General features: G+C 72.0%; 19 protein-coding genes. 7 read left to right on the top strand and 12 right to left on the bottom strand.

Annotated elements, in window-relative coordinates; genetic code table 11:
- Window positions 1-230: 230 nt before the first annotated feature.
- A complete protein-coding gene (locus ACFY01_RS27160; RefSeq protein WP_390738350.1) occupies window positions 231-1,343 on the bottom strand; it encodes an SDR family oxidoreductase in 1,113 nt (370 codons plus the stop codon).
- 191 nt (window positions 1,344-1,534) lie between these two features.
- Here ACFY01_RS27160 and ACFY01_RS27155 point away from each other — a divergent pair, with 191 nt between their 5' ends.
- The gene (locus ACFY01_RS27155) at window positions 1,535-2,992 is read left to right on the top strand and encodes a zinc-dependent metalloprotease (RefSeq protein ID WP_390738349.1); all 1,458 of its coding nucleotides are present in this window, start codon (window positions 1,535-1,537) and stop codon (window positions 2,990-2,992) included.
- Window positions 2,989-3,510, top strand: a complete 522-nt coding sequence (locus ACFY01_RS27150) for an NUDIX hydrolase (protein WP_390738348.1) — start codon at window positions 2,989-2,991, stop codon at window positions 3,508-3,510. The genes ACFY01_RS27155 and ACFY01_RS27150 overlap by 4 nt, the downstream gene beginning before the upstream one ends.
- Before the next feature lie 51 nt (window positions 3,511-3,561).
- Here the strand turns inward: ACFY01_RS27150 and ACFY01_RS27145 are convergent, their stop codons facing one another.
- The 4 genes from ACFY01_RS27145 to ACFY01_RS27130 all read right to left on the bottom strand — a co-directional run bounded on the left by ACFY01_RS27145 (window position 3,562) and on the right by ACFY01_RS27130 (window position 7,437).
- Entirely contained in the window at window positions 3,562-4,317 is a 756-nt protein-coding gene (locus ACFY01_RS27145; protein WP_390738347.1) for an AIM24 family protein, read from the bottom strand.
- Window positions 4,318-4,334: 17 nt separating this feature from the next.
- Window positions 4,335-5,015: an AIM24 family protein gene (locus ACFY01_RS27140; protein ID WP_390738346.1), complete on the bottom strand. Its 681-nt coding sequence runs from the start codon at window positions 5,013-5,015 to the stop codon at window positions 4,335-4,337.
- Window positions 5,016-5,026: 11 nt separating this feature from the next.
- Window positions 5,027-6,703, bottom strand: a complete 1,677-nt coding sequence (locus ACFY01_RS27135; protein ID WP_390738345.1) for a TerD family protein — start codon at window positions 6,701-6,703, stop codon at window positions 5,027-5,029.
- A 143-nt stretch (window positions 6,704-6,846) separates the two neighbouring features.
- Window positions 6,847-7,437, bottom strand: coding sequence for a M48 family metallopeptidase (locus tag ACFY01_RS27130; protein ID WP_390738344.1), 591 nt, complete (start codon window positions 7,435-7,437; stop codon window positions 6,847-6,849).
- A gap of 249 nt (window positions 7,438-7,686) precedes the next feature.
- Here ACFY01_RS27130 and ACFY01_RS27125 point away from each other — a divergent pair, with 249 nt between their 5' ends.
- From ACFY01_RS27125 to ACFY01_RS27110, 4 genes are all read left to right on the top strand, one after another.
- Entirely contained in the window at window positions 7,687-8,901 is a 1,215-nt protein-coding gene (locus ACFY01_RS27125) for a TOMM precursor leader peptide-binding protein (RefSeq protein ID WP_390738343.1), read from the top strand.
- A complete protein-coding gene (locus ACFY01_RS27120) occupies window positions 8,894-10,252 on the top strand; it encodes an ABC1 kinase family protein (RefSeq protein WP_390738342.1) in 1,359 nt (452 codons plus the stop codon). The genes ACFY01_RS27125 and ACFY01_RS27120 overlap by 8 nt, the downstream gene beginning before the upstream one ends.
- Window positions 10,253-10,339: 87 nt before the next feature.
- Complete coding sequence (locus ACFY01_RS27115; protein ID WP_390738341.1) at window positions 10,340-10,798, top strand: SRPBCC domain-containing protein; 459 nt, start codon at window positions 10,340-10,342, stop codon at window positions 10,796-10,798.
- A complete protein-coding gene (locus ACFY01_RS27110; protein ID WP_390738340.1) occupies window positions 10,795-11,139 on the top strand; it encodes an ArsR/SmtB family transcription factor in 345 nt (114 codons plus the stop codon). The genes ACFY01_RS27115 and ACFY01_RS27110 overlap by 4 nt, the downstream gene beginning before the upstream one ends.
- Before the next feature lie 156 nt (window positions 11,140-11,295).
- Here ACFY01_RS27110 and ACFY01_RS27105 read toward each other — a convergent pair whose 3' ends face one another.
- The 4 genes from ACFY01_RS27105 to ACFY01_RS27090 all read right to left on the bottom strand — a co-directional run bounded on the left by ACFY01_RS27105 (window position 11,296) and on the right by ACFY01_RS27090 (window position 14,843).
- Window positions 11,296-11,619 (bottom strand): hypothetical protein, encoded by a 324-nt coding sequence (locus ACFY01_RS27105; protein ID WP_390738339.1) that lies wholly within the window; start codon window positions 11,617-11,619, stop codon window positions 11,296-11,298.
- Window positions 11,616-11,984, bottom strand: coding sequence for a WhiB family transcriptional regulator (locus tag ACFY01_RS27100; RefSeq protein ID WP_010984500.1), 369 nt, complete (start codon window positions 11,982-11,984; stop codon window positions 11,616-11,618). Before ACFY01_RS27100 ends, ACFY01_RS27105 begins: the two co-directional genes overlap by 4 nt.
- Before the next feature lie 174 nt (window positions 11,985-12,158).
- A complete protein-coding gene (locus ACFY01_RS27095; RefSeq protein WP_390738338.1) occupies window positions 12,159-12,479 on the bottom strand; it encodes a hypothetical protein in 321 nt (106 codons plus the stop codon).
- 183 nt (window positions 12,480-12,662) lie between these two features.
- Complete coding sequence (locus tag ACFY01_RS27090; protein ID WP_390738337.1) at window positions 12,663-14,843, bottom strand: ATP-dependent DNA helicase UvrD2; 2,181 nt, start codon at window positions 14,841-14,843, stop codon at window positions 12,663-12,665.
- Window positions 14,844-15,025: 182 nt separating this feature from the next.
- On the opposite strand from ACFY01_RS27090, the gene ACFY01_RS27085 reads away from it, so the two are divergent.
- Window positions 15,026-15,268, top strand: coding sequence for a mycoredoxin (locus ACFY01_RS27085; protein ID WP_390738336.1), 243 nt, complete (start codon window positions 15,026-15,028; stop codon window positions 15,266-15,268).
- Between the two features lie 71 nt (window positions 15,269-15,339).
- Here ACFY01_RS27085 and nudC read toward each other — a convergent pair whose 3' ends face one another.
- From nudC to ACFY01_RS27070, 3 genes are all read right to left on the bottom strand, one after another.
- The gene (gene nudC / locus ACFY01_RS27080) at window positions 15,340-16,284 is read right to left on the bottom strand and encodes an NAD(+) diphosphatase (protein ID WP_390738335.1); all 945 of its coding nucleotides are present in this window, start codon (window positions 16,282-16,284) and stop codon (window positions 15,340-15,342) included.
- 81 nt (window positions 16,285-16,365) lie between these two features.
- Window positions 16,366-17,769 (bottom strand): dipeptidase, encoded by a 1,404-nt coding sequence (locus ACFY01_RS27075; RefSeq protein WP_390738334.1) that lies wholly within the window; start codon window positions 17,767-17,769, stop codon window positions 16,366-16,368.
- 10 nt (window positions 17,770-17,779) lie between these two features.
- On the bottom strand, window positions 17,780-21,313 hold the full coding sequence (locus ACFY01_RS27070) for a UvrD-helicase domain-containing protein (RefSeq protein ID WP_390738333.1): 3,534 nt from the start codon (window positions 21,311-21,313) through the stop codon (window positions 17,780-17,782).
- Between the last annotated feature and the right edge of the window lie 83 nt (window positions 21,314-21,396).

Raw genomic sequence — 21,396 nt, 5'->3', positions numbered from 1 at the left:
GGAATGCCCCGCAGGGGCCCAGGGACACAGCCACAGGGACCCAAGGCGGGGTGCAGGGGCGGAGCCCCGCAGGGTCCAGGGGGCGCAGCCCCCGGTGGGGTGCAGCCCCCGGTGGGGTGCAGGGGCGCAGCCCCGCAGGGACCCAAGGGCCACAGCCCCCGGTGGGGTTGAAGGGACGGAGCCCCTGGGGGTGGGAAGGGCAAGGGCGGCGGGGGCGAGGAACCCGCTGCTCAGATGCGGCGCCGCGCCTTCCGGGCCCGCCGCACCACCGCCGCGGCGCCCAGCAGCGCCACCGTCGCCCCCGCGGCCCCGGCCGCCGTCGCGTCCTTCCGCCCCAGCCGCCGCCCGGCCACGGTGTGCCGCCCGGAGACCTCCTCCAGGAGCTCCTCGAGGACCTCCTCGTTGGTCCACTTCGGCCGCCACCCGGCATCGTGCAGCCGGCTCCCGCTCACCACCCACGGGTACATCGTGTACGCGAGATCCCCCGCCGGCGACGGTGTCAGCCCGATCCGGTGCAGCCGCGCCGCCGCCCCCAGCGCGACCGCCGACGGCAGCTCCATCCGCCGGATCCCGCTGAGCTCCTCGACCTCCTCCTGCTCCAGCCACCCGTCGCACCCGACGGCCAGCTCCCCGTCGACCTTCTCCAGAACGGCGTACTCCAGCGCCCCGCACAGATCCTCGACGTGACAGAACTGCCACGCCGGCCGCGACCCGGCCACCACCAGCAGCCTAGGCGACTCGAAGTACCGGGTCAGCGCGGTGTCGGTGCCCCCGACCAGCACCGCCGGCCGCACGACGGTGACGTTCAGCCCGGGATGCGCCCGCGGAGCGCGCCGCGCCAGCCGCTCGATCTCCAGCAGGTCCCCGACCCCGGTCGCCTCGGCCGTCGCCCGCAGCTCCGCGTCCTCCGACAGCGGCAGCTCGTTGTCCGGCAGCGCCCCGTAGACCATCGCGGAGGTGCACAGCACCACCCGGTGCACCCCGGCCGCCGCGGCCGCGGTCAGCACGGTCTGCGTCCCCCGGACGTTGTAAGCCGTACGCGCCGCCGGATCGGTCTCCAGATCCAGGTCGAGCGCGAGGTGGACGACGACGTCTGCGCCCCGCAGCTTTTCCGCGATCGCCGGGTCCCGCACGTCGAGGATGTGCCACTGCGCCGCCGCGCACTCCCCTCGCCGCTCGTCGATGGCGACGACCTGCTTGACCTCGTCCGACGCGGCGAGCCGCTCGGTGAGCAGCGCCCCGACACCGGTAGCGGCGCCGGTGACGGCGACGACGGGCCCGCGCGTGGCAGGACCGGTTGAGTGGTTTCGCGCTGCGCGAACCTGCGGATCTGGGGAACTCACCAGGCGTCTCCAGCGGTTGTCTTCGGTACGAGCGCTAGTGACGCGTACGTACCAGGTGGCATCCATCCTGCCGCAGGCCGAGAGTCGGCGAAGCATCGAGGCCCTATCGGGTCGGGGTGTCTACGCTGGGTGGTGTTGTCGGGCAGCCGCGCCACCGGGAGAACCGGTGGCCTTACCAGCCGAGGAATCCCGTGAGTGACACCCCATTCGGATTCGGCCTTCCGCCGGAGGAGCCGGAAGACGGCGACGAGGGCAAGAAGAAGGACCAGCAGAGCGGTGGTGGGCAGGGACCGGCCAACCCGTTCGGTTTCGGCGTGCCCGGAGCCGGCGGCTTCGGCGGCCCCGGCGCTGACAATCCGCTCGCAGCCATGTTCGGTTCGCTGAACCCCACCGACCTGGGCGCCGCCTTCCAGCAGCTGGGCCAGATGCTCTCCTACGAGGGCGGACCGGTGAACTGGGACATGGCCAAGCAGATCGCCCGCCAGACGGTCTCCCAGGGCACCCCGGACGGCGTCAAGGACGCGAGCATCGGCCCCGCCGAGCGCCAGTCCGTGCAGGAGTCCGTCCGTCTGGCCGATCTGTGGCTGGACGACGCGACGTCCCTGCCGTCCGGTGCCGGCACCGCGGTGGCCTGGTCGCGCGCGGAGTGGGTCGAGGCGACCCTGCCGGCCTGGCAGGAGCTCGTCGACCCGGTCGCAGAGCGGGTCGGCGCGGCCATGGGCGACGTCCTGCCGGAGGAGATGCAGGCCATGGCGGGCCCGCTGATCGGCATGATGCGCTCGATGGGCGGCGCCATGTTCGGCACGCAGATCGGGCAGGCCGTCGGCGTGCTCGCGGGCGAGGTCGTCGGCTCCACCGACATCGGCCTGCCGCTGGGCCCGGCCGGCAAGGCCGCGCTGCTGCCGGCGAACGTCGAGGCGTTCGGCAAGGACCTCGGCGTGCCGAAGGAGGAGGTGCGGCTGTATCTCGCCCTGCGCGAGGCCGCCCACCAGCGCCTGTTCGCGCACGTGCCGTGGCTGCGCTCGCACCTGTTCGGCGCGGTCGACGGCTACGCGCGCGGGATCAAGGTCGACACCGCCAAGCTGGAGGACGTGGTCGGCCAGTTCGACCCGCAGAACCCGGAGCAGTTGCAGGACGCCCTCCAGCAGGGCATGTTCCAGCCGGAGGACACGCCCGAGCAGAAGGCGGCCCTGGCCCGCCTCGAGACGGCCCTGGCGCTCGTCGAGGGCTGGGTCGACGCGGTGGTCCACGCGGCCGCGAAGCCCCGTCTGTCGTCCGCCGACGCGCTGCGCGAGACACTGCGCCGCCGCCGTGCGACCGGTGGCCCGGCCGAGCAGACGTTCGCCACGCTGATCGGCCTGGAGCTGCGTCCGCGTCGCCTGCGGGACGCCTCCCGCCTGTGGGCCTCGCTCACCGACGCGCGCGGCGTGGACGGCCGGGACGCCCTGTGGGCCCACCCGGACATGCTGCCGACGGCCACCGACCTGGACGACCCGGACGGCTTCGTCCACCGCGAGCAGCTGGACTTCTCCGAGCTGGACAAGATGCTCGGCGAGGCGGCGGGCGGCTCGGCCGGGAAGCCGGACCTGAGGAAGCCCGACCTCGGCGAGAAGGACGCGGACGAGGGCAAGGGCGACGACGCCGAGTGAGCCTGTACGACGACGCGGTCCTCGTGCTCAAGGGGCACGGGGGCCAGGAAGAGCTGCGCCAGGCGTACCTCGACCACTTGGCGGCCCATCCGGACGGTGTGTGGAAGGCCTGCGGGGACGGTCACATCACGGCGAGCGCGCTGGTGATCGACCCCGAGCGGGGCCGCGTCCTGCTGACCCTTCACCGGAAGTTGCGGATGTGGCTCCAGATGGGCGGCCACTGCGAGCCGGAGGACGCCACGCTGGAGGCGGCGGCTCTCCGGGAGGCCGCGGAGGAGTCGGGCATCACCGGCCTGACCCTGCTGCCGGGTGGTCCGGTGCGCCTGGACCGGCACCCGATCCCGCCGCCGTGCAACTGGCACTTCGACGTGCAGTACGCGGTCCTGGCGCCGCCCGGAGCGGTCCAGCAGATCAGCGAGGAGTCGCTGGACCTGCGCTGGTTCGCGTACGACGAGGTGGCGGACGTCGCGGACGATTCGGTCGTACGGCTGCTCCAGGCCACGCGCGCCAGGCTCTGACGGCGTAAGAGGTAAGGGGTGACCGCCATAGCGGTCACCCCTTACGCATGCTCAGCTCCAGACGTTCCCCTGGTTCTGCCCACGCGCCCCCTGCTGTCCCATCCCGAACTGGGCGGCGAGGCCCTGCCCGATCTGGGCGTTCTGCGGCGGCAGCAGTTCACTCGGCTGGACCAGCGCGAAGCCGCTGCCCATGAAGCTGAGCTCCCAGCCCTCGCCGGTGTTGCCCCTGCGCCGCCACACCCCGGAGGAGTGCGTCTGGGCCTGCATCTGCACGCGCAGGCCGGTGGACCAGGCGACGATCGCGTCGGCGTCGCAGTTGACGTACTTGTCGGGCGTCACCTGCATCAGCAGCGGGGCGCCCGAGGTCATCAGGGCGACCTTGCCGCGCCCGGTGATGTTGAGCTGGTACTTCCCGGAGCCGGAGATGCCGTAGAGGCTGTCCACGGCGATGACCTCGTGGTGCAGCGAGGAGTCCATGGCGAGGACGTAGCTGCTGTCGACCGTCAGCCCGTCCTGCTCCACCTCCATGACGTGGACGTGCTGGGCGAGGTTGGCCAGGTAGATCGTGCCCTGCCCGTGGCAGCGCATCAGGTCCAGGCCCTCGCCGGTGTACGCACGCGCGCGTGCCTGGTTGTTGCTGCGGTACTCGGCGTCGAACTCGACCAGCCCCTGGTAGGCGACCATGGTGCCCTTGCGGGCCAGGATGTCGTCGTGCCCCTCCAGGGCGACGCGGAGCATCTGCTTGTTCTGGAGGCTCCAGCGCTCCTGCGTCTGGGAGTCGTTGTGGGCGAAAAGCGGGCTCTGCATGGTGTTCGTGCTCCCCCTCAGCCCCGGATCCGGAGGCGGTCGGTGCTGTCCTCGCTGGGCTGGACGACGACGATGCCCTGGCCGGAGAAGGCCATCTGGTAGGCCTCGCCGCTGCCCCGGCCGATCAGCGACTGCGCCTTGAAGCTGCGCTTGCCCTTGACCTTGAGGTTCGGGGACCAGGCGACGAGCGCGTCCGGGTCGACGTACGTCTCGTCCTCGCCGCCGCCGCAGTCGACGACGATCGGCTTGCCCCGGGAGGTGAGGGCGACCCAGCCCTGCCCGGAGATCCTGGTGTTCCACAGGCCCTGCCCGGCGAACTTCGCCAGACCCTTGACCCGCTCGACGCCCCAGGTGAGATGCGCGTCGAAGGCGAGCAGGTTGGTGGCGTTGACGGAGATGCCGTCACCGTTGAGGTTGATCACGACGACGTCGGCCCCGTAGTCGGCGAGGTAGAGCAGACCGTCGCCGGTGCACTTCATCAGGGGGGCGCCCTCGCCGGTGATCCAGTCGCGGGCGATCTGGCGCACGGCCGGCGGGTTGGGCTCGTACTGGATGAAGCCCTCGTAGGCGACCATCGAGCCCACGCGCGCGAGGAGGTCGTTTCCGGTCTGCATGGCGACCTTCAGCATGTGGTTGCCGTGGTTCTCCATGCGGGCGGTGACGGGTGCGGGGGCGTAGCCCGCGAGCGGCTGGTTCATGACGGGCTCCCTCAGACCTCGTACGGCTGAACGACGATGAAGTTGCCGGGCGCGCCCCGGAACTGGAGGTTCACGCTCTCCCCGGTGTCGCCGGGGTAGGCGTTGCGGCGCATGCGCACCTGGCTGGAGACGATCACCTGGGAGGCGGCGGACCACGCGACCACCGCGTTGCAGTCGGCGAACGTGGTGGGCGTGACCGGCAGGACGACGGGGGTGCCGTGGGTCTTGACGACGATCGTGCCGGTGCCCTGGAACTGCATGGTGAACAGGGCTCCGCCGGGGATGCCGTGGCCCTCGATGCGGCGGACCTCGTACTGGAGGCTCTCGTCGAAGGCGAGGACGTTCTCGGCGGAGACGCAGATCGCGTCGCCCTGGAGTTCGACCGGGTGCAGGTGCGTGGAGCTGTCGGCGAGGAACACCTGGCCCTGGCCGGTACAGCGCATCAGCTGCATCTCCTGACCGGTCGCGTTGCCCACGATCCGGCCGGCGAAGCCCGCTCCCTTGTAGCTGAAGTCGACCTTGCCCTGGTAGAGCACCATGCTGCCCTGGCGGGCGAGCACGGGCTGGCCGCCGATGCCGAGGTCGACCCGGATGAGCTTCTTGTTCTGCTGCGTCCAGCGCTGCCCGGTGGGCGTCTCCTTGAACTGCTGGAGCGCGGCGCCGACACCGGCGCCCTGCGGGGCGCCCTGAGGAACGCCGTACGGCGCGGTCTGCTGGCCCGGGACCTGGCCGAACGGCGGCTGCTGGCCGTAGCCGGGGGGCTGTGTGGGCTGGCCGTACCCCGGCGGCGGGGCCGGAGCGTGCGGGGCCTGCGGCTGGCCGCCGTAGCCGGGGGGCAGGGGCGGCGCGCTCGGAGCGGCGGGCCCGCCGTACTGGGGAGCCGGGGCGGGCGGCGCCACCGGGCCGGTGGGCGGGGCCAGGGGGGCGATGACGGTCGGCGCGGCGTGCACGTTGGGCGCGGGTGCCGGAGCCGGGGGCTGGGTGGGCGAGTGCGGCGGCGTGAAGCCCTGCGGGGCGGGCGCCGGTGCGGGCTGTGGCGCGGGCACCGGAGCGGGGACGGCGGGGGCGCCGAACGCGGGCGGCGCGGTGGCCTGGGCGGGCGGGGCGAAGCCGGGCGCGGCTCCGGCCTGCGGCTGCTGCGGGGCGGCGGGCGCCTCCTCCTCGAGCACCTCGCCACCGAAGTTCTTCAGCAGCGCGTCGAGGCCGCCGTCGAAGCCCTGTCCGACGGCGGCGAACCGCCACACGTCCTTCAGGTAGAAGTCGCCCAGCATCACGGCCCGTTCGGTGGAGAACTCCGAGCCGTTGAACGAGTACCGGGCCACTTCCTCGCCGCCCGCCACGATGCGCAGGTATCCGGGGCCGACCTGCGACATCTGACCGGCGCCGTCGACGGTCGCCGTGAACGACAGCTTCTGGATCTGCGGCGGGATGCGGTCCAGGGTGATCCGGAAGGATTCCGTGTCCCCCGCCTGCGCGCCCAGGAGCTGGATGGCCTCCTCGGGGGACTTCGGCTGGTTGAAGAAGATGAAGTACCGGTCGTCGGAGAGACGTTCGTCGGCGTCGAGGCCGAAGCAGCTGATGTCGAAGGTCAGCCCGGGGGCGGAGATCTGCACGCCTACGTACAGATCGGTGCCCGCCGTGAGGTCACTGATCCTGGCCTTGTGGCCCCGTTGGAATTCCCTGGCCATGCGTTACGACCGTCCCCCATCCCGAATGTGAGTGCGTCGCGCCAGGCTAACGGCAAACCCCGAGGCCGGACGAAGTCGGTACAGACCCGGTACACAACCGTGGTCGGCGTCCGTCGGGGGTCGCGACGCACCGATCGGTCAGCTCACCGCGTACCGGGCGCATGCGGCAAACGCTCGGCGGCGACCACTCCTTCGAGGTAACCGCGGGCCCGTTCGGTGCGCGGGTAGGCCTCCAGCAGCTGCCAGAACCGCGGGCCGTGGCCGGGTACGAGCAGGTGGGCGAGTTCGTGGAGGAGGACGTAGTCGATGACGTACTCGGGCATGCCCTGAAGCCGGTGCGAGAGCCGGATGCTGCCCTCGGCGGGGGTGCACGAGCCCCAGCGCGTGTTCTGGTTGGTGACCCAGCGCACGGTGGCGGGCCTGGCCCGGCCGCCGAGATACTGGGCCGACAGCCGTCGTGCACGCTCGGACAGTTCACCGTCGTCCAGTACGCGTTTGCTCTCCTGGGCCGCCAGCTTGTCGAGCATGACGGTCACCCAGCGCTGCTCCTCCGCCTCGGACATCCGGGCAGGGATCAGTACCACGGTGCGATCGCCCTCGCGGTACGCGGAGACCGTCCGGCGTCGCCGGGCGCTCCTGCGGACCTCGATCGCGCTCGCCCCCGAGCCGCTCGGCGGCTGGCTCGTCGTGCTGCGCTGTGGCTTTCCGGCGCGGTGCAGTGGGTCGGCGGGCACGCCCCGACGTTACCCGTTGCGCATGCGGGAAGTCCCGGGTCCGGAAGGGTTCCCGGCCGATCGCCCGCCGTGCGTTTGATTTGTACGACCACTGCGAGCGGGAGATTTATATGACGAACCGCGCCGCTTGTGGACAACTTCGGACACCCGCACGCCGGACCGGGCATGCTGGCACTCGTCGGCGGAGCGTGACCGGCTCCACCGCCCGGGAAGACGTTCGGGACTTTTCCAGGACTACGGGGGCCTGTGATGCATCCGATGGTGAAACCCGCGCTCCGGCGCGGCTGGCGTGACCTCAATACCGTGCAGTTCGGGATGACTCCGGCGCACGCGATGACACTCGGTCCGATGGACACGGCGACCGGCAGTTTCCTGGATCTGCTGAACGGCACGCGCGGGCTGCCCCTTCTGCGCGAGGAGGGACGCCGCATGGACCTGCCCGACGGCCATGTCGACGGGCTCGTACGACAGTTGACGGGGGCGGGTCTCCTCGATGACGCGCAAGGGGGTGGGCCGGGCGCCGACGCGCTGCGCGCCGAGCCGGACGTCCTCGACCGGCTGCGACCGGACCTGGCGTCACTGTCGCTGACCGCGTCCGAGCCGGGAGAGGCGATCGCCCGGCTGGCGGCCCGCCGCTCGCAACGCGTTCAGATCAGGGGCGCCGGCCGGGTCGGCGCCCTCGTGGCCGCCCTGCTGTCGGGGGCGGGCGTCGGCGAGGTGGACGTGCGTGACGTGGGGTGCGTCGAGCCGTGGGACGTGGGGCCGGGCGGGTTGCCGGTCGAGTCCGTCGGTGAGCGGCGGGCCGAGGCCGTGCGGCAGGCGGTGCGCAGAGCGGCTCCGGGGCGGCCGCCGCGTCGTGGCCGGCGGTCGTCGTCGGAGAGTGGTGAGCCCGGTTTTTCCCTGGTGATCCTCGCCCCGCGGGACGACGTGACCGTGCACGCGCCCGACCCGTCCACGGCCGAGCCCCTGATGGCCTCGGGGACGCCCCATCTCCATGTGGGTGTCGTGGAGGGAACCGGCATCGTGGGTCCCCTCGTCCTGCCCGGCGAGACGGGCTGCGCCGGATGCCTGCACGAGGGCCGCACGGACCGGGACCCGGCCTGGCCCCGCCTGGTCGCGCAGTGGCGCTCCGGGAGGGCCCGGCCCGTGCCGCCGTGCGACCTGGGCCTGGCGACGACGGTCGCCGGCCTCGCGGCCGCGCACGCCCTGGCCTTCCTGGACGGTGGATCACCGTCGAGCACGGGGGCCCGCTGGGAGGTCTCCGCACCCGGTCTGAACTGGCAGGCCCGACCGATCTGGCCGCATCCGGCATGCCCGTGCGGGGCCGCGGACAGAGGTAAGGGGGAACACTCCTCCCCGGACGAGGAGCCGCACGAGACAATGGCGGTGCAACGGCCGTCGACGAATCGACGAAGCACGACAGACGCGACGCGGCCGACTGGGACTTGGAGGGCGCATGTCTGATCTTCCCCGGAAGGCGGTCACCCGGACCGCCAAGCTCGCCGCGCTCCCGCTCGGCTTCGCCGGGCGGGCGACCTGGGGCCTGGGCAAGCGGATCGTCGGCGAGTCTGCGGAGATCGTCGGCCGGGAGCTGCAACAGCGGACGGCCGAACAGTTGTTCAAGGTCCTCGGCGAGCTCAAGGGCGGGGCCATGAAGTTCGGACAGGCACTGTCCGTCTTCGAGTCGGCCCTGCCCGAGGAGATCGCCGGGCCCTACCGGGCCGCACTGACGAAGCTGCAGGACGCGGCTCCGCCGATGCCGACCCGCACGGTGCATTCGGTACTGGAGGAGCGGCTGGGGCCACAGTGGCGTGAGCTGTTCCTGGAGTTCGAGGACAAGCCGGCGGCGGCGGCCTCGATCGGACAGGTGCACCGGGGCCTGTGGCACGACGGCCGCGAAGTGGCGGTCAAGGTGCAGTACCCGGGAGCGGGCGAAGCCCTTCTGTCCGATCTGAACCAGTTGAGCCGTTTTGCCCGCTTGTTGGGCCCACTCATCCCCGGCATGGACATCAAGCCGCTGATCGCGGAACTGCGGGACCGCGTCTCCGAGGAGCTGGACTACGGCCTGGAGGCACAGGCCCAGCAGGCCCACGCGGAGGAATTCGCGGACGATCCCGACGTCGTGGTCCCGGCGGTGGTGCACCAGTGCGACCAGGTGCTGGTCACGGAGTGGATCGACGGCATCCCGCTCTCGGAGGTGATCGCGGACGGCAGCACGGAGCAGCGCGACCGCGCCGGCCAGCTCCTGGCCCGCTTCCTGTTCTCCGGCCCGGCCCGCACGGCCCTGCTGCACGCCGACCCGCATCCGGGCAACTTCCGCCTGCTGCCCGACGGCAAGGACAGCTGGCGCCTGGGCGTCCTGGACTTCGGCACTGTCGACCGCCTCCCGGGGGGCCTGCCGACGCCGATCGGCGACTCCCTGCGCATGACCCTGGAGGGCAGGGCCGAGGGCGTCTACGAGCTGCTGTGCGCCGAGGGCTTCGTCAAGGAGTCCATAGACCTCGACCCAGAGGCGGTCCTGGACTACCTCCTGCCGATCATCGAGCCGGCGCAGGTGGACGAGTTCACCTTCACCCGCTCCTGGATGCGCAGCCAGGCGGCCCGCATCGCCGACCCCCGCTCCCCCGCCTACCAGCTGGGCAAACAGCTCAACCTGCCCCCCGCGTACCTGCTCATACACCGGGTGACCCTGAGCACCATCGGGGTCCTGTGCCAGCTGGGGGCGACGGTACGGCTGCGCGACGAGCTGGAGGAGTGGCTGCCAGGGTTCGTCGAACCCGAGGAAGCTGCGGAGGAGCCGGCGGCGGAGGCGTGAACGACCCAGGAGATGCAACCATCTGGTTGCACGTAGGCGCCTGGTGTGCAACCTTTAGGTAGCACTTCCGGACGAGAAGAGGTTGCCATGGTTCCCGACACCATCGAGCGCGGCATAGTGATCGACGCCTCCCCGGAACGGGTCTGGTCGGTGCTCACCGAGCCCGCCTTCCTCGGCCGCTGGTTCGGCAACGGGGAACCGGTCAAGATCGACCTGCGCCCCGGTGGCCTGCTGCTCTTCGATCATGGCGTGCACGGCACCATTCCCGCCCGCATCGAGCGGGTCGAGCCGCCGCGCGCCCTCTCCTGGCGCTGGTCCCAGGGCGCGGCCGGAGAGGAGCCGGACGACACCAATGCCACCCTCGTCGAGTTCACCCTGACCGCGGAGGACTCCACCGGAGGCACCCGGCTCACCATGGTCGAAAGCGGCTTCGCGCGGCTCGGGCTGCCGGGCGAGGAGTCAGCCGTCCGCCACGGCGCCAACAGCCGGAACTGGCCCGGCAAACTCGATCACCTGCGCACGGACTGCGAGCACGACACGACATGACCACCAGCACCGACGCCGAAGGGGCCCCTGAGGACATCCTGGTGGCCCTGGCCGATCCGATCCGCCGTCAGATCCTCGCCACCCTCGCCGGACAGGGCGGCACCACCTCCACGTCGCTGGCGGCAGGGCTTCCCGTCACACGGCAGGCGGTGGCCAAACACCTGGCCGTCCTCGACCGCGCCGGGCTCGTCCGCGCCCACCGCACCGGACGCGAGGTCCGCTACGAAGCCGAGTTGCACCCGATGAAACGGGCGACACGCTGGATGGACGCGCTGGCCACCCAGTGGGAGCACCGGCTGCGGGCGATCAAGGACTTGGCGGAAGAGACTCCAGGGCCCTGAAATCCCGCACTCCGTCGGGCGCCGCGCCAGGTGTTGTGCCTGCCAAGGCTCGGGCGGCACAACGCACCGTGGGGGCCGGTCCGTTCGGACGGACCGGCCCCCACGGGGAGCTACCGCCTCCCGAGTCCGGGAGGCCACCGCTTCAGGTGTGATCGGTTACTGCATGACCGCCATGGCCAGCGCGCGGCGGGCGCGCAGCGAGGCGCGCTCGGCCCGGCGCTGCATCCGGCGGGCGGACACCAGGCGTACCGCCTGGCGTTCCCGCTCGGCCTCATGCAGTCGCTCGTGCATATGCGCACGAGCCAGGGCTTCTGGGATGAGTTGCATCTCTCGGGTCCTGTTCTGACGCGAGTCGGTCGCGCCGGTGGTGGAGAAGTCTGGAGTCGCGGAGCCTGCGGGCTCGCTGGTGGACGGCTTCATCGGGGCCTGCTTCTTGGGGTCGTGCGTGAGGGGGCGGTCGATCGTTCCTGCGGTGTTCATGCCGTGACCGGGTTCTTGCGCGGGCGGCCACGCGGCCGCTTCCGGGCGACGACGACACCCTGGACGAACAGCTCGCCACCCCAGACGCCCCAGGGCTCGCGCCGCTCCTTGGCCCCGGCGAGGCAGGCCTCGATCAGCGGGCAGGTGCGGCAGAGGGACTTGGCGTACTCGACGTCCGCCGGCGACTCGGCGAAGAAGACCTCCGGGTCGTAGGAACGGCAGGGGACGGGTACGCCGAGGTTCTCGATGGCGTCGTCGAGCGCGGTGAGCGCGGTGAGCGGGATCAAGGTGGAGTCCTCCGTGAGGCCGGGCGGGGGGATCGTTTCGGAAGGCGGTACGGACGGGGCGTGCGCTTCGAGTTGCACGGTTCGTCTTCCTCGTCTGGTCGGTCCGGCCTGTTGACCGGGTGTCGGCTTGGTACCGGGTTCTTTTCTTGTCCCGAGGCCCCTTCGTTCTGCCGTCCCCGTTCGGGGAAAACAGAAGGGCCGCGGATCCCGGGTGGGGTTCCGCGGCCCTGAAGGCGCCGGCCTGATCGGCGATCAGGCTGGATCACTCCAGGGTTCTGGCCCACGGAAGGCCCACATCAGGTGATGCTGCGTCGTCTGCTTCCGGAATCCGGCACCGGCCGCCGCAAAGGCATAGGCCTGCGCCTGTGCCGCTACTGCTTCCAGTGCCTTGGTCGGTCGCTCATTGCGCTCACGGACGGGAAGATCCGCGAGGACAACGGAGGACGCCGGACGCACGGCAGAGATGCCGGACAGACCGGTGCCCAGGTTCGAGACGCCGAGCATGCACAGGGAGACGGCCGAGCGATCGGTCAGTTTGGCCGTGCTGATGGTGCTGGTGTTGATGCTGATCACTGGACTCGCCTCCTCTCGGCGTCTCAAGGGGCTGGGGTGAACCAGCCCGTTCGGATATGCAAGTACATCACGGAAACAGGGCCTTGGAGAAGGCCGCCGCTTCCGTGCCTAGAACCTATGGGGATTGCCGGGGCATGCGCAAACTATTTTTTCGACGAGTTCGCATCAGCCGCCGGCGCCTCCTCAATCAGCCTGCTGGCCTGCGCAGATGGCCAGGACATCGGCTCCGTAGCGGTTGAGCTTGCGCACGCCGACGCCAGGGATGCGGGCCAGCTCCCCGTCGTCCTCGGGGACGGTCTCGGCGATGGCCATCAGTGTCTTGTCGGTGAAGACGCAGAACGGCGGCTGTCCGCTGTGCCGGGCCTGCTCCGCGCGCCACTCGCGCAGTCGCTCGTAGAGGCCCTCGTCCATGTCGGAGGGGCAGTCCTCGCAGCGCATCAGCTTCATCTCGCCCGCGTCGGTGAGCGTGCGCCCGCACACTCGGCAACGGGCCGGGGTGCGCTGGGTCCGCCGCGGGACCGCTGCCGTGGAGCCGTTCACCGCACCGCGCTCCACACCTGCGGAGGTCCGGGCGGCCGAGCGGCCGAGCGCGGTGGCCGAGCCGGGGCGCAGGCCGTCGAGGAAGCGGCTGGCTCGGCGGACGGGGCGGCCGCCGGGCGATCGGGCCAGCGCCCAGGAGACGTGGAGCCGTTCTCTGGCGCGGGTCACGCCGACGTAGAGCAGGCGCCGCTCCTCCTCGATCTGCTCCTCCGTCTTGGCGTAGGTGATCGGCATCATGCCCTCGGCGACACCGACCAGGAAGACGACGTCCCACTCCAGGCCCTTGGCGGAGTGCAGCGAGGCGAGGGTGACGCCCTGGACGGTGGGGGCGTGCTGGGCGCCCGCCCTCTCGTCGAGTTCGGCGACGAAGTCCGCGAGCGTGGCGTCGGGTCTGGCGGCGGCGAGGTCCTGGGCGAGGTTGACCAGCGCGGCCAGCGACTCCCAGCGCTCCCTGACGGCGCCGGAGCCGGCCGGGGGCTCGCTGGTCCAGCCCTCGCCGGAGAGCACCGCACGCACCTGGGACGGCAGGGTCACGACGTCGTCCAGGAGGGAGTCGTTGCCGCCGAAGCGGGCCGCGCCACGCAGCGCGACGCCCGCCTTGCGGACCTCGGGACGGTCGAAGAAGCGCTCGGCGCCGCGCAGCTGGTACGGGACCGCGACGTCGGCGAGTGCCTGCTCGTAGGTCTCGGACTGGGCGTTCGTACGGAACAGGACGGCGATCTCGGCGGCCGGGACGCCCGCGTCGATGAGCTCGCGGATGCGGCGGGCGGCGCCTTCGGCCTCGGCGGGCTCGTCGGCGTACTCGGCGTAGACGGGCTCTGGGCCGGGGGCTCGTTGGGAGACCAGTTCCAGCCGGTGGTCGGCGGCCCGGCCGTGTGCCTGGGCGAGCAGGCCGTTGGCGAGATGGACGACCTGGGGGGTGGAGCGGTAGTCGCGGACCAGTTTGACCACCGTGGCACCGGGGTGCCGGGTGCGGAAGTCGAGGAGGTGGTCGGGGGTGGCACCGGTGAAGGAGTAGATCGTCTGGCTGGCGTCACCGACGACGCACAGGTTGTCCCGTTCGCCGAGCCACAGTTCCAGTAGGCGCTGCTGGAGGGGGCTGACGTCCTGGTACTCGTCGACCACGAAGTGCTGGTACTGGGAGCGGACCTGGTCGGCGATGTCGTGGCGGTCCTGGATGATGGCGACGGTCAGCAGCAGCACGTCCTCGAAGTCGATGACCGCGCGGTCGCGCTTGAGGTCCTCGTAGACGGAGTAGAGCTGGGCGATCTCGGCCGGGTCACGGGGGGCCGCACGGCCGGCCTTGGCGGCGGCGGGCGCGTAGTCGGCGGGCACGGTCTGGGTGACCTTGGACCACTCGATCTCGGCGGTGACGTCCCGCAGCTCCCCCCGGTCGAGGCGGATGCGGCATGCGGCGGCCGCGTCCGCGACGAGCTGGATCTTGCGGTCCACGAGCCGGGGCATGGAGCCACCGATCGCTTTCGGCCAGAAGTACTGGAGCTGGCGCAGCGCGGCGGAGTGGAAGGTTCGGGCCTGGACGCCGTGCGCGCCGAGCTGGCGGAGCCGGCCGCGCATCTCGCCGGCGGCGCGGTTGGTGAAGGTGACGGCGAGCACGCTGGAGGGCTGGAGGACACCGGCGCGCACCCCGTAGGCGATGCGGTGGGTGATCGCCCGGGTCTTGCCCGTGCCGGCGCCCGCCAGCACGCACACCGGACCGTGCAGGGCGGTGGCCACCTCGCGCTGCTCGGGGTCGAGCCCTTCGAGCACCGCGTCGGCAGAGTCCGGTACCTGCGGGAAGAGGGTGGAGTGCGTTGCTGCTGTCACATGGCCATGCTGCCAGGTCGCCGGAGACGGCTGTGGCGGTTGTCCACAGGGAGGGCCCCGCAGTCGTACTAATGCGGCAGGCGTCACGTCGGACCGCATACCCCCTGTGGGAATGGGGGCCCCGTCGTGTGCGTTCCCTCCCTGGACGACCTTCCCCGAGCTGCCAGAGGAGCGCGAGCGAGATGCAGGGCACTGTGACGATGTACAGCACCACGTGGTGCGGCTACTGCCGCCGGCTGAAGAGCCAGATGGACCGCGAGGGCATTGCGTACACCGAGATCAACATCGAGCAGGACCCGGAGTCCGCGGTGTTCGTCGAGAAGGCGAATGGCGGAAACCAGACGGTCCCGACGGTGCTCTTCGCCGACGGCTCGACGCTGACGAACCCGTCGCTGGCCCAGGTGAAGCAGAAGATCGGCGCCTGAGGACGGCACGGCAGCCGAAAAGGGCGGTACCCGAGAGGTCTCGGGTACCGCCCTTTCACATGTGCTGAGGCTCACATGAAGCTGCGGGTCGGCAGCGGCTTGCCGTACCAGAGCTCGATCAGGCGGGCGGCGATGGAGATGCCGTAGGGGGGCAGCACCTCGCCGGATTCGAAGGCGGCGCGCAGTTCCTCGCGGGAGAACCAGCGGGCCTCGTGGATCTCGTCGCCGTCGACTTCGATGTCGGTCGAGGTGGCGCGGGCCATGAAGCCCAGCATGAGGCTGGACGGGAAGGGCCAGGGCTGGCTGGCGACGTACTCGACCGGGCCGATGCTGATGCCGACTTCTTCCTGGACCTCGCGGCGCACCGACTGCTCGATGGACTCGCCGGGTTCGACGAAGCCGGCCAGCGTGGAGAAGCGGCCCTCGGGCCAGTGGACCTGGCGGCCGAGCAGGATGCGGTCCTCCTGGTCGGTGACGGCCATGATCACGGCGGGGTCGGTGCGCGGGTAGTGCTCGGCACCGCAGGCCGGGCAGCGGCGGATGTGGCCGGCTGCGGCGATGACCGTGCGTTCGCCGCAGCGGGAGCAGAAGCGGTGGGTGCGCTGCCAGTTCTCGAGGCCGACCGCGTGCACCATGAGGCCCGTGTCGCGCGCGGAGAGCAGCAGGCCCGCCTCGCGCAGGCCGGCCGGGCGAGCGGACTGGTCGATGCGGCCGGGCAGCGAGTCCTTCTGGAGCGCGAAGTAGCTGACGCCTTCCTCGTCGATGCCGAGGAAGTAGCGGTGGGCCTCGGTGAGCGGCGCCTCGAAGGAGGGGGTCATGACGAGTTCGGTCCGGCCGTCCGGCGTCTCGTCGATGAGGACCTGGCCGCCGGAGACCACGAAGCAGCGGGTCGTGGGGTGGCTCCACGCCGCCGCGAGCCAGGCCTCGTCGAGCCGGTGGTGGGCTGCGCGGTCGATGCCGCTCGGGGCGGTGAGCGAGATGGGTCGGTCGGCGGTCTGGTCGGTCCAGGTGGTCACGGGTGCTTCCAACTCCCCCGGTGGAACGGATGTGTGTCGGCGGGTTCAGCGGGACGTAGGGCAGGAAACGGCGTGGGGCGGTCAGGGCGCATGGCGCCAGTGCTCGGCGAGGTCGCCCCACAGGTAGGCGCTGGTCTCGACGCCCTTGAGGAGGAGGTCGAGCTCCACCTTCTCGTTCGGGGCGTGCCAGCCGTCGGAGGGGACGGAGATGCCCAGGAAGAGCACGGGTGCGCCGAGGACCTCCTGGAGGTCGGCCGCGGGCCCGGAGCCGCCCTCGCGGGTGAAGAGGACCGGCTGCTGGAACGCGCGGCCCATGGCGCGGACCACGGACTGGAGTGCGGGGTGGTCCAGCGGGGTCAGGCACGGGCGGGTGGCCGAGCCGAAGGTGATCTCGTGCCGGATGCCGGCGGGCACCTGTTCGGCGGCCCAGGCGCGGACCGCCTTCTCGATGTGGTCGGGGTCCTGGCCGGCGACCAGGCGGAAGGAGAGCTTCACCATGGCCGAGGACGGGATGATCGTCTTGCTGCCGGGGCCCTGGTAGCCGCCGCCGATGCCGTTGACCTCGGCGGTGGGGCGGGCCCAGATGCGCTCCAGGGTGGTGTGTCCGGCCTCGCCGTGGGTGGCGTACGACTTGGCGGTGCGCAGCCAGGTCTGCTCGTCGAAGGGGAGTTCGGCGAAGAGGGCGCGCTCGCGGTCGGTGAGCTCGACGATGCCGTCGTAGAAGCCGGGGACGGCCACGCGCGCGTGCTCGTCGTGCAGGGCGGCGACCAGGCGGGCGGCGGCGGTCGCCGGGTTGGGCACCGCGCCGCCGAAGGAGCCGGAGTGGATGTCCTGGTCGGGGCCGTACAGGTGGATCTCGCACTCGGCGAGGCCGCGCATGCCGGTGCACACGGTGGGGGTGTCCTCGGCCCACATGCCGGTGTCGGAGACGATCACGGCGTCGGCGGCGAGGCGGTCCGCGTGCTCCTCGGCGAGGGCCCGGAAGTGCGGGGAGCCGGACTCCTCCTCGCCCTCGATCAGGAGCTTCAGGTGGACGGCGGGGGCGGTGCGGCCGGTGGCGGCGAGGTGGGCGCGGACGCCGAGTGTGTGGAAGAACACCTGGCCCTTGTCGTCCGCCGCCCCGCGCGCGTAGAGGCGGTTTCCGCGGACGACGGGTTCGAAGGGCTCGCTGTCCCAGCCGTCCTCGCGGGCGGCGGGCTGGACGTCGTGGTGGCCGTAGACGAGGACGGTCGGCGCCTGCGGGTCGGCGGCGGGCCACTCCGCGAAGACCGCGGGTGCGCCCGGGGTCTCCCAGACCTCGGCGGTCGGGAAGCCGGTCTCCGTGAGCTTGGCGGCGAGCCAGTCGGCGCTGCGCCGTACATCGTGCGCGTGGTCGGGCTGGGCCGACACGGAAGGGATGCGCAGCCACTCGGCGAGGTCGTCGAGGAAGGCGGCGCGGTGCTGCTCGATGTACGTGCGGACGGCGCTGTCCGGGGTCTGGCTCATGTTCACGACCCTATCGGCCCGTGCCGACATCCTCGGCGGGCGGTTCGTCACACTCTGCCTGCCCCAGGAGCGACCTCTCCAGTTCCTCCCGTCCGGGCAGGTGCGCGGGCCGGACGACCTCGCCGCTGCGCACGTACAGGAACGCGGCCGTGACCGATTCCGGCGGCACTCCCTGCTGCTCGGCCCAGGCGAGCCGGTACACGGCGAGCTGGAGCGGGTCGGCGGTGCGACCGCGGCCGGTCTTCCAGTCGACGATCTCGTACGTCGTCCGGTCGCCGTCGTCGTGCCGGTAGACGGCGTCGATACGGCCCCGTACGACGCGGCCGGCGAGGGCGAGCTGGAAGGGGGCCTCGACGCGGTAGGGCGTGCGGTGTGCGTACTCGGTGCGTTCGAAGGCGTCCTTGAGTGCCTCGAGGTCGCGTTCGTCGGCGATCTCCGCCTCGCCGCCGGGCAGCTCCTCGGGTTCCAGCATGGGCAGCGTCAACTCTTCGAAGCGGGATTCCACCCAGGCATGGAACCGGGTGCCCCGGCGCGCGGCCGGTTGCGGGGGGCGCGGCATGGGGCGCGCGAGTTCCTGCGCGAATCCGTCGGGGTCGGCGGTCAGTCGCAGCAGCTGGGACGCGGTCAGTGTGGCCGGCAGGGGGACTTCCGTGACGCTCTCCCGGGCGCGCAGGAGTTCCCCGGTGAGGGCGTCCAGGTCGCGGTCCCAGGAGGCGACGGTGCGGGCCTCCTCGGGGGTGAGGGACGCGGCGGGGTCCGGTTCGGCGCGGTGGGTGCGGACGGCGAGCGGTTCGGGTGCCGTCGCCTGGTGCGGAACCGTGGGGCGGTCGGTGCTCCACGCGTCCCAGTCGGCCGGGTCCTCATGGAACGGGTCGGGTTCGTCGTACGGCGGTGGCTCGTCGTGAAGGGGTGGTTCGTCGCGAAGGAGTGGCTCGTCGTGTGCGAGCTCTTCGTCGTCCGGCGGTGCGGGCCAGTCCGGGTCGTCGTGGGTGTCGGGGTCGTGGGTGGCCACGGGGTGGGCGGCGTCCCCGGTGGCGAGGGTTTCGAGGTGGGCGAGGACGGTCTCGGCGGCGGCGCGGCGGCGGGCCAGGGCGGCTTCGTCCAGGGGCAGCGGCCAGGCCTGGTCGGCGGTCGCCCGGTCGAGCGCGGGGTTCTCCTCGTCCTCCTCGGGTGCGTCGGCCCAGGCCTCGATCTCGCCGTGGCCGGCGGTGCAGTGGTCGTACAGGGCCATGAGGAAGTCGGACGGGCCGCGGGGCTTCTTCTGGCTGGGGCCCCACCAGTGGCCGGAGCCGAGGAGCAGGGAGCGGGGACGGGTGAAGGTGACGTAGCCGAGGCGGAGCTCCTCGGTGTGCTGGTGGTCCTTCATGGCCTCGTGGAAGGCCTTCATGCCCCGGGAGTCCCAGGTCTCGATGTCGGGCAGGGTGTCGGCGTCGCCGCGCAGCCCGTGCGGCAGCACCTTGGCCTGGGTGGTCCATTTCTCGCGGCCCTGGCTGCTGGGGAAGGTGCCGGTGACCAGGCCGGGGACGGCGACGACGTCCCATTCCAGGCCCTTGGACTTGTGCGCGGTGAGCACCTTGACGGTGTTCTCCCCGCCGGGGAGGGCGTTGTCGAGGCCCTTTTCGTACTGGGCCGCGGTGCGCAGGAAGCCGAGGAAGGCCAGCAGGCTCGCCTCGCTCTCGTTCGCGGCGAAGGACGCGGCGACGTCCAGGAAGTTGGACAGCGTCTCGCGGCGGCGCGCGGCGAGGGCGTGCGGGGACGCCGACAGCTCGACCTCCAGGCCCGTGACGGTCAGGACGCGGTGCAGGACGTCCATCAGGGGGTCGGCCAGTGAGCGGCGCAGCTCGCGCAGTTCGGCCGCCAGGCGGGCGAACCGCACGCGCGCCTCGGCCGAGAAGGGCAGCCCGTCGTCGTCCCCGGCGCCGGCCACGGGTGACACGGGTGATTCGAGGAACGTGTCGAGTGCGTCCGCGAGCGAGATCACCTCGGACGGGTCGACCCCTTCGACGGCCTCGGCGAGCCGGCGGTCCGGGTCGTCCTCGGCGCCCACGCGCGTGTGGGACACGAGCAGGCGGGCGCGCCGCCCCAACAGGGCGAGGTCGCGGGGGCCGATGCGCCAGCGCGGGCCGGTCAGCAGGCGGACCAGGGAGGCGTTGGCGCCCGGGTCCTGGAGCACCTCGCAGACGGCGACGAGGTCGGCGACCTCGGGCAGGTGCAGCAGCCCGGAGAGGCCGACCACCTCGACGGGGATGTCCCGGGCGACGAGGGCGCCCTGGATCTGGGCGAAGTCGGTCGCCGTGCGGCACAGTACGGCGATCTCGCCGGGCGCCTTGCCCGTGTGGACGAGGTGGGCGATGGAGTCGGCGATCCAGTCGATCTCCTCGGCGTGGGTGCGCAGCAGGGCGCAGCGGACCGTGCCGTCCCGCTCGGCGCCGGGGGCCGGGCGCAGGGCCTCAACGCCCGCGTGCATGGCGCGCAGGGGCTCGGCGAGACCGTTGGCGAGGTCGAGGAGGCGGCCGCCGCTGCGGCGGTTCTCGCTGAGCGCCTGGCGGGTGGCAGGGCGCCCGTCGGGGTGTGCGAAGTGCTCGGGGAAGTCGTCGAGGTTGGCGACGGACGCGCCGCGCCAGCCGTAGATGGCCTGGCAGGGGTCGCCGACGGCGGTCACCGGGTGGCCGGTGCCGCCGCCGAACAGGCCCGCTAGGAGGACGCGCTGGGCCACCGAGGTGTCCTGGTACTCGTCGAGGAGCACCACGCGGAACTCCTCGCGCAGGGCCCGGCCCACTTCGGGGATCTGGGCGAGGGTCGCGGAGAGGGCGATCTGGTCGCCGAAGTCGAGCAGGTCCCGCTCGCGCTTGACGGCCCGGTAGCGCAGCACCAGCTCGGCGAGCTCGCGGCGGGCGGCGGCCGTCTCGGGGACCTTGCGCAGGTCGGCGTTGGTGAGCTTGGCGCCGGCGAGGGTGCGCAGCAGGTCGGCGTCCCGGGCACGCAGTTCCTCGGGGCGTACGAGGTGTTCGGCGAGCTCGGCGTCGAGGGTGAGGAGGTCGCTGACGAGGTCGGCGAAGGAGCGGGTCAGCGCCGGGTAGGGGCCGGGCGCCTCGCGCAGCACGCGCGCGGCGAGCTGGTAGCGGGTGGCGTCGGCGAGCAGGCGGGACGTCGGTTCGAGCCCGATGCGCAGGCCGTGGTCGGTCAGCAGCCGGCCGGCGAAGGCGTGGTAGGTGGAGATCACCGGTTCGCCGGGCGGATTGTCCGGGTCGATGACTTCGGGGTCGGTGACGCCGGCCCGGATCAGGGCCTTGCGGACGCGTTCGGCGAGTTCGCCGGCGGCCTTGTTGGTGAAGGTCAGGCCGAGGACCTGTTCGGGGGCGACCTGGCCGGTGCCGACCAGCCACACCACACGCGCGGCCATCACCGTGGTCTTGCCCGAACCGGCTCCGGCCACGATCACCTGCGGAGCGGGCGGTGCGGTGACGCAGGCCATCTGCTCCGGGGTGAACGGGATGCCGAGGAGCTCCTTGAGCTGCTCGGGGTCGGTGATACGGGCGGGCATGTCGTCAGAGGCTAGCGGTGGGCACTGACAGCCGGTGCCCGATCGTCCCTCCGGGCCGGAGGAGGCGCTGGTCAGCGGGTGTG

It is taken from the genome of Streptomyces sp. NPDC001480 (assembly GCF_042894725.1).
In the GTDB taxonomy this organism is placed as follows: Bacteria; Actinomycetota; Actinomycetes; order Streptomycetales; family Streptomycetaceae; genus Streptomyces.
The sequence above is the reverse complement of the archived record's forward strand: the minus strand, read 5'-3'. Positions and strand labels throughout refer to the sequence as shown.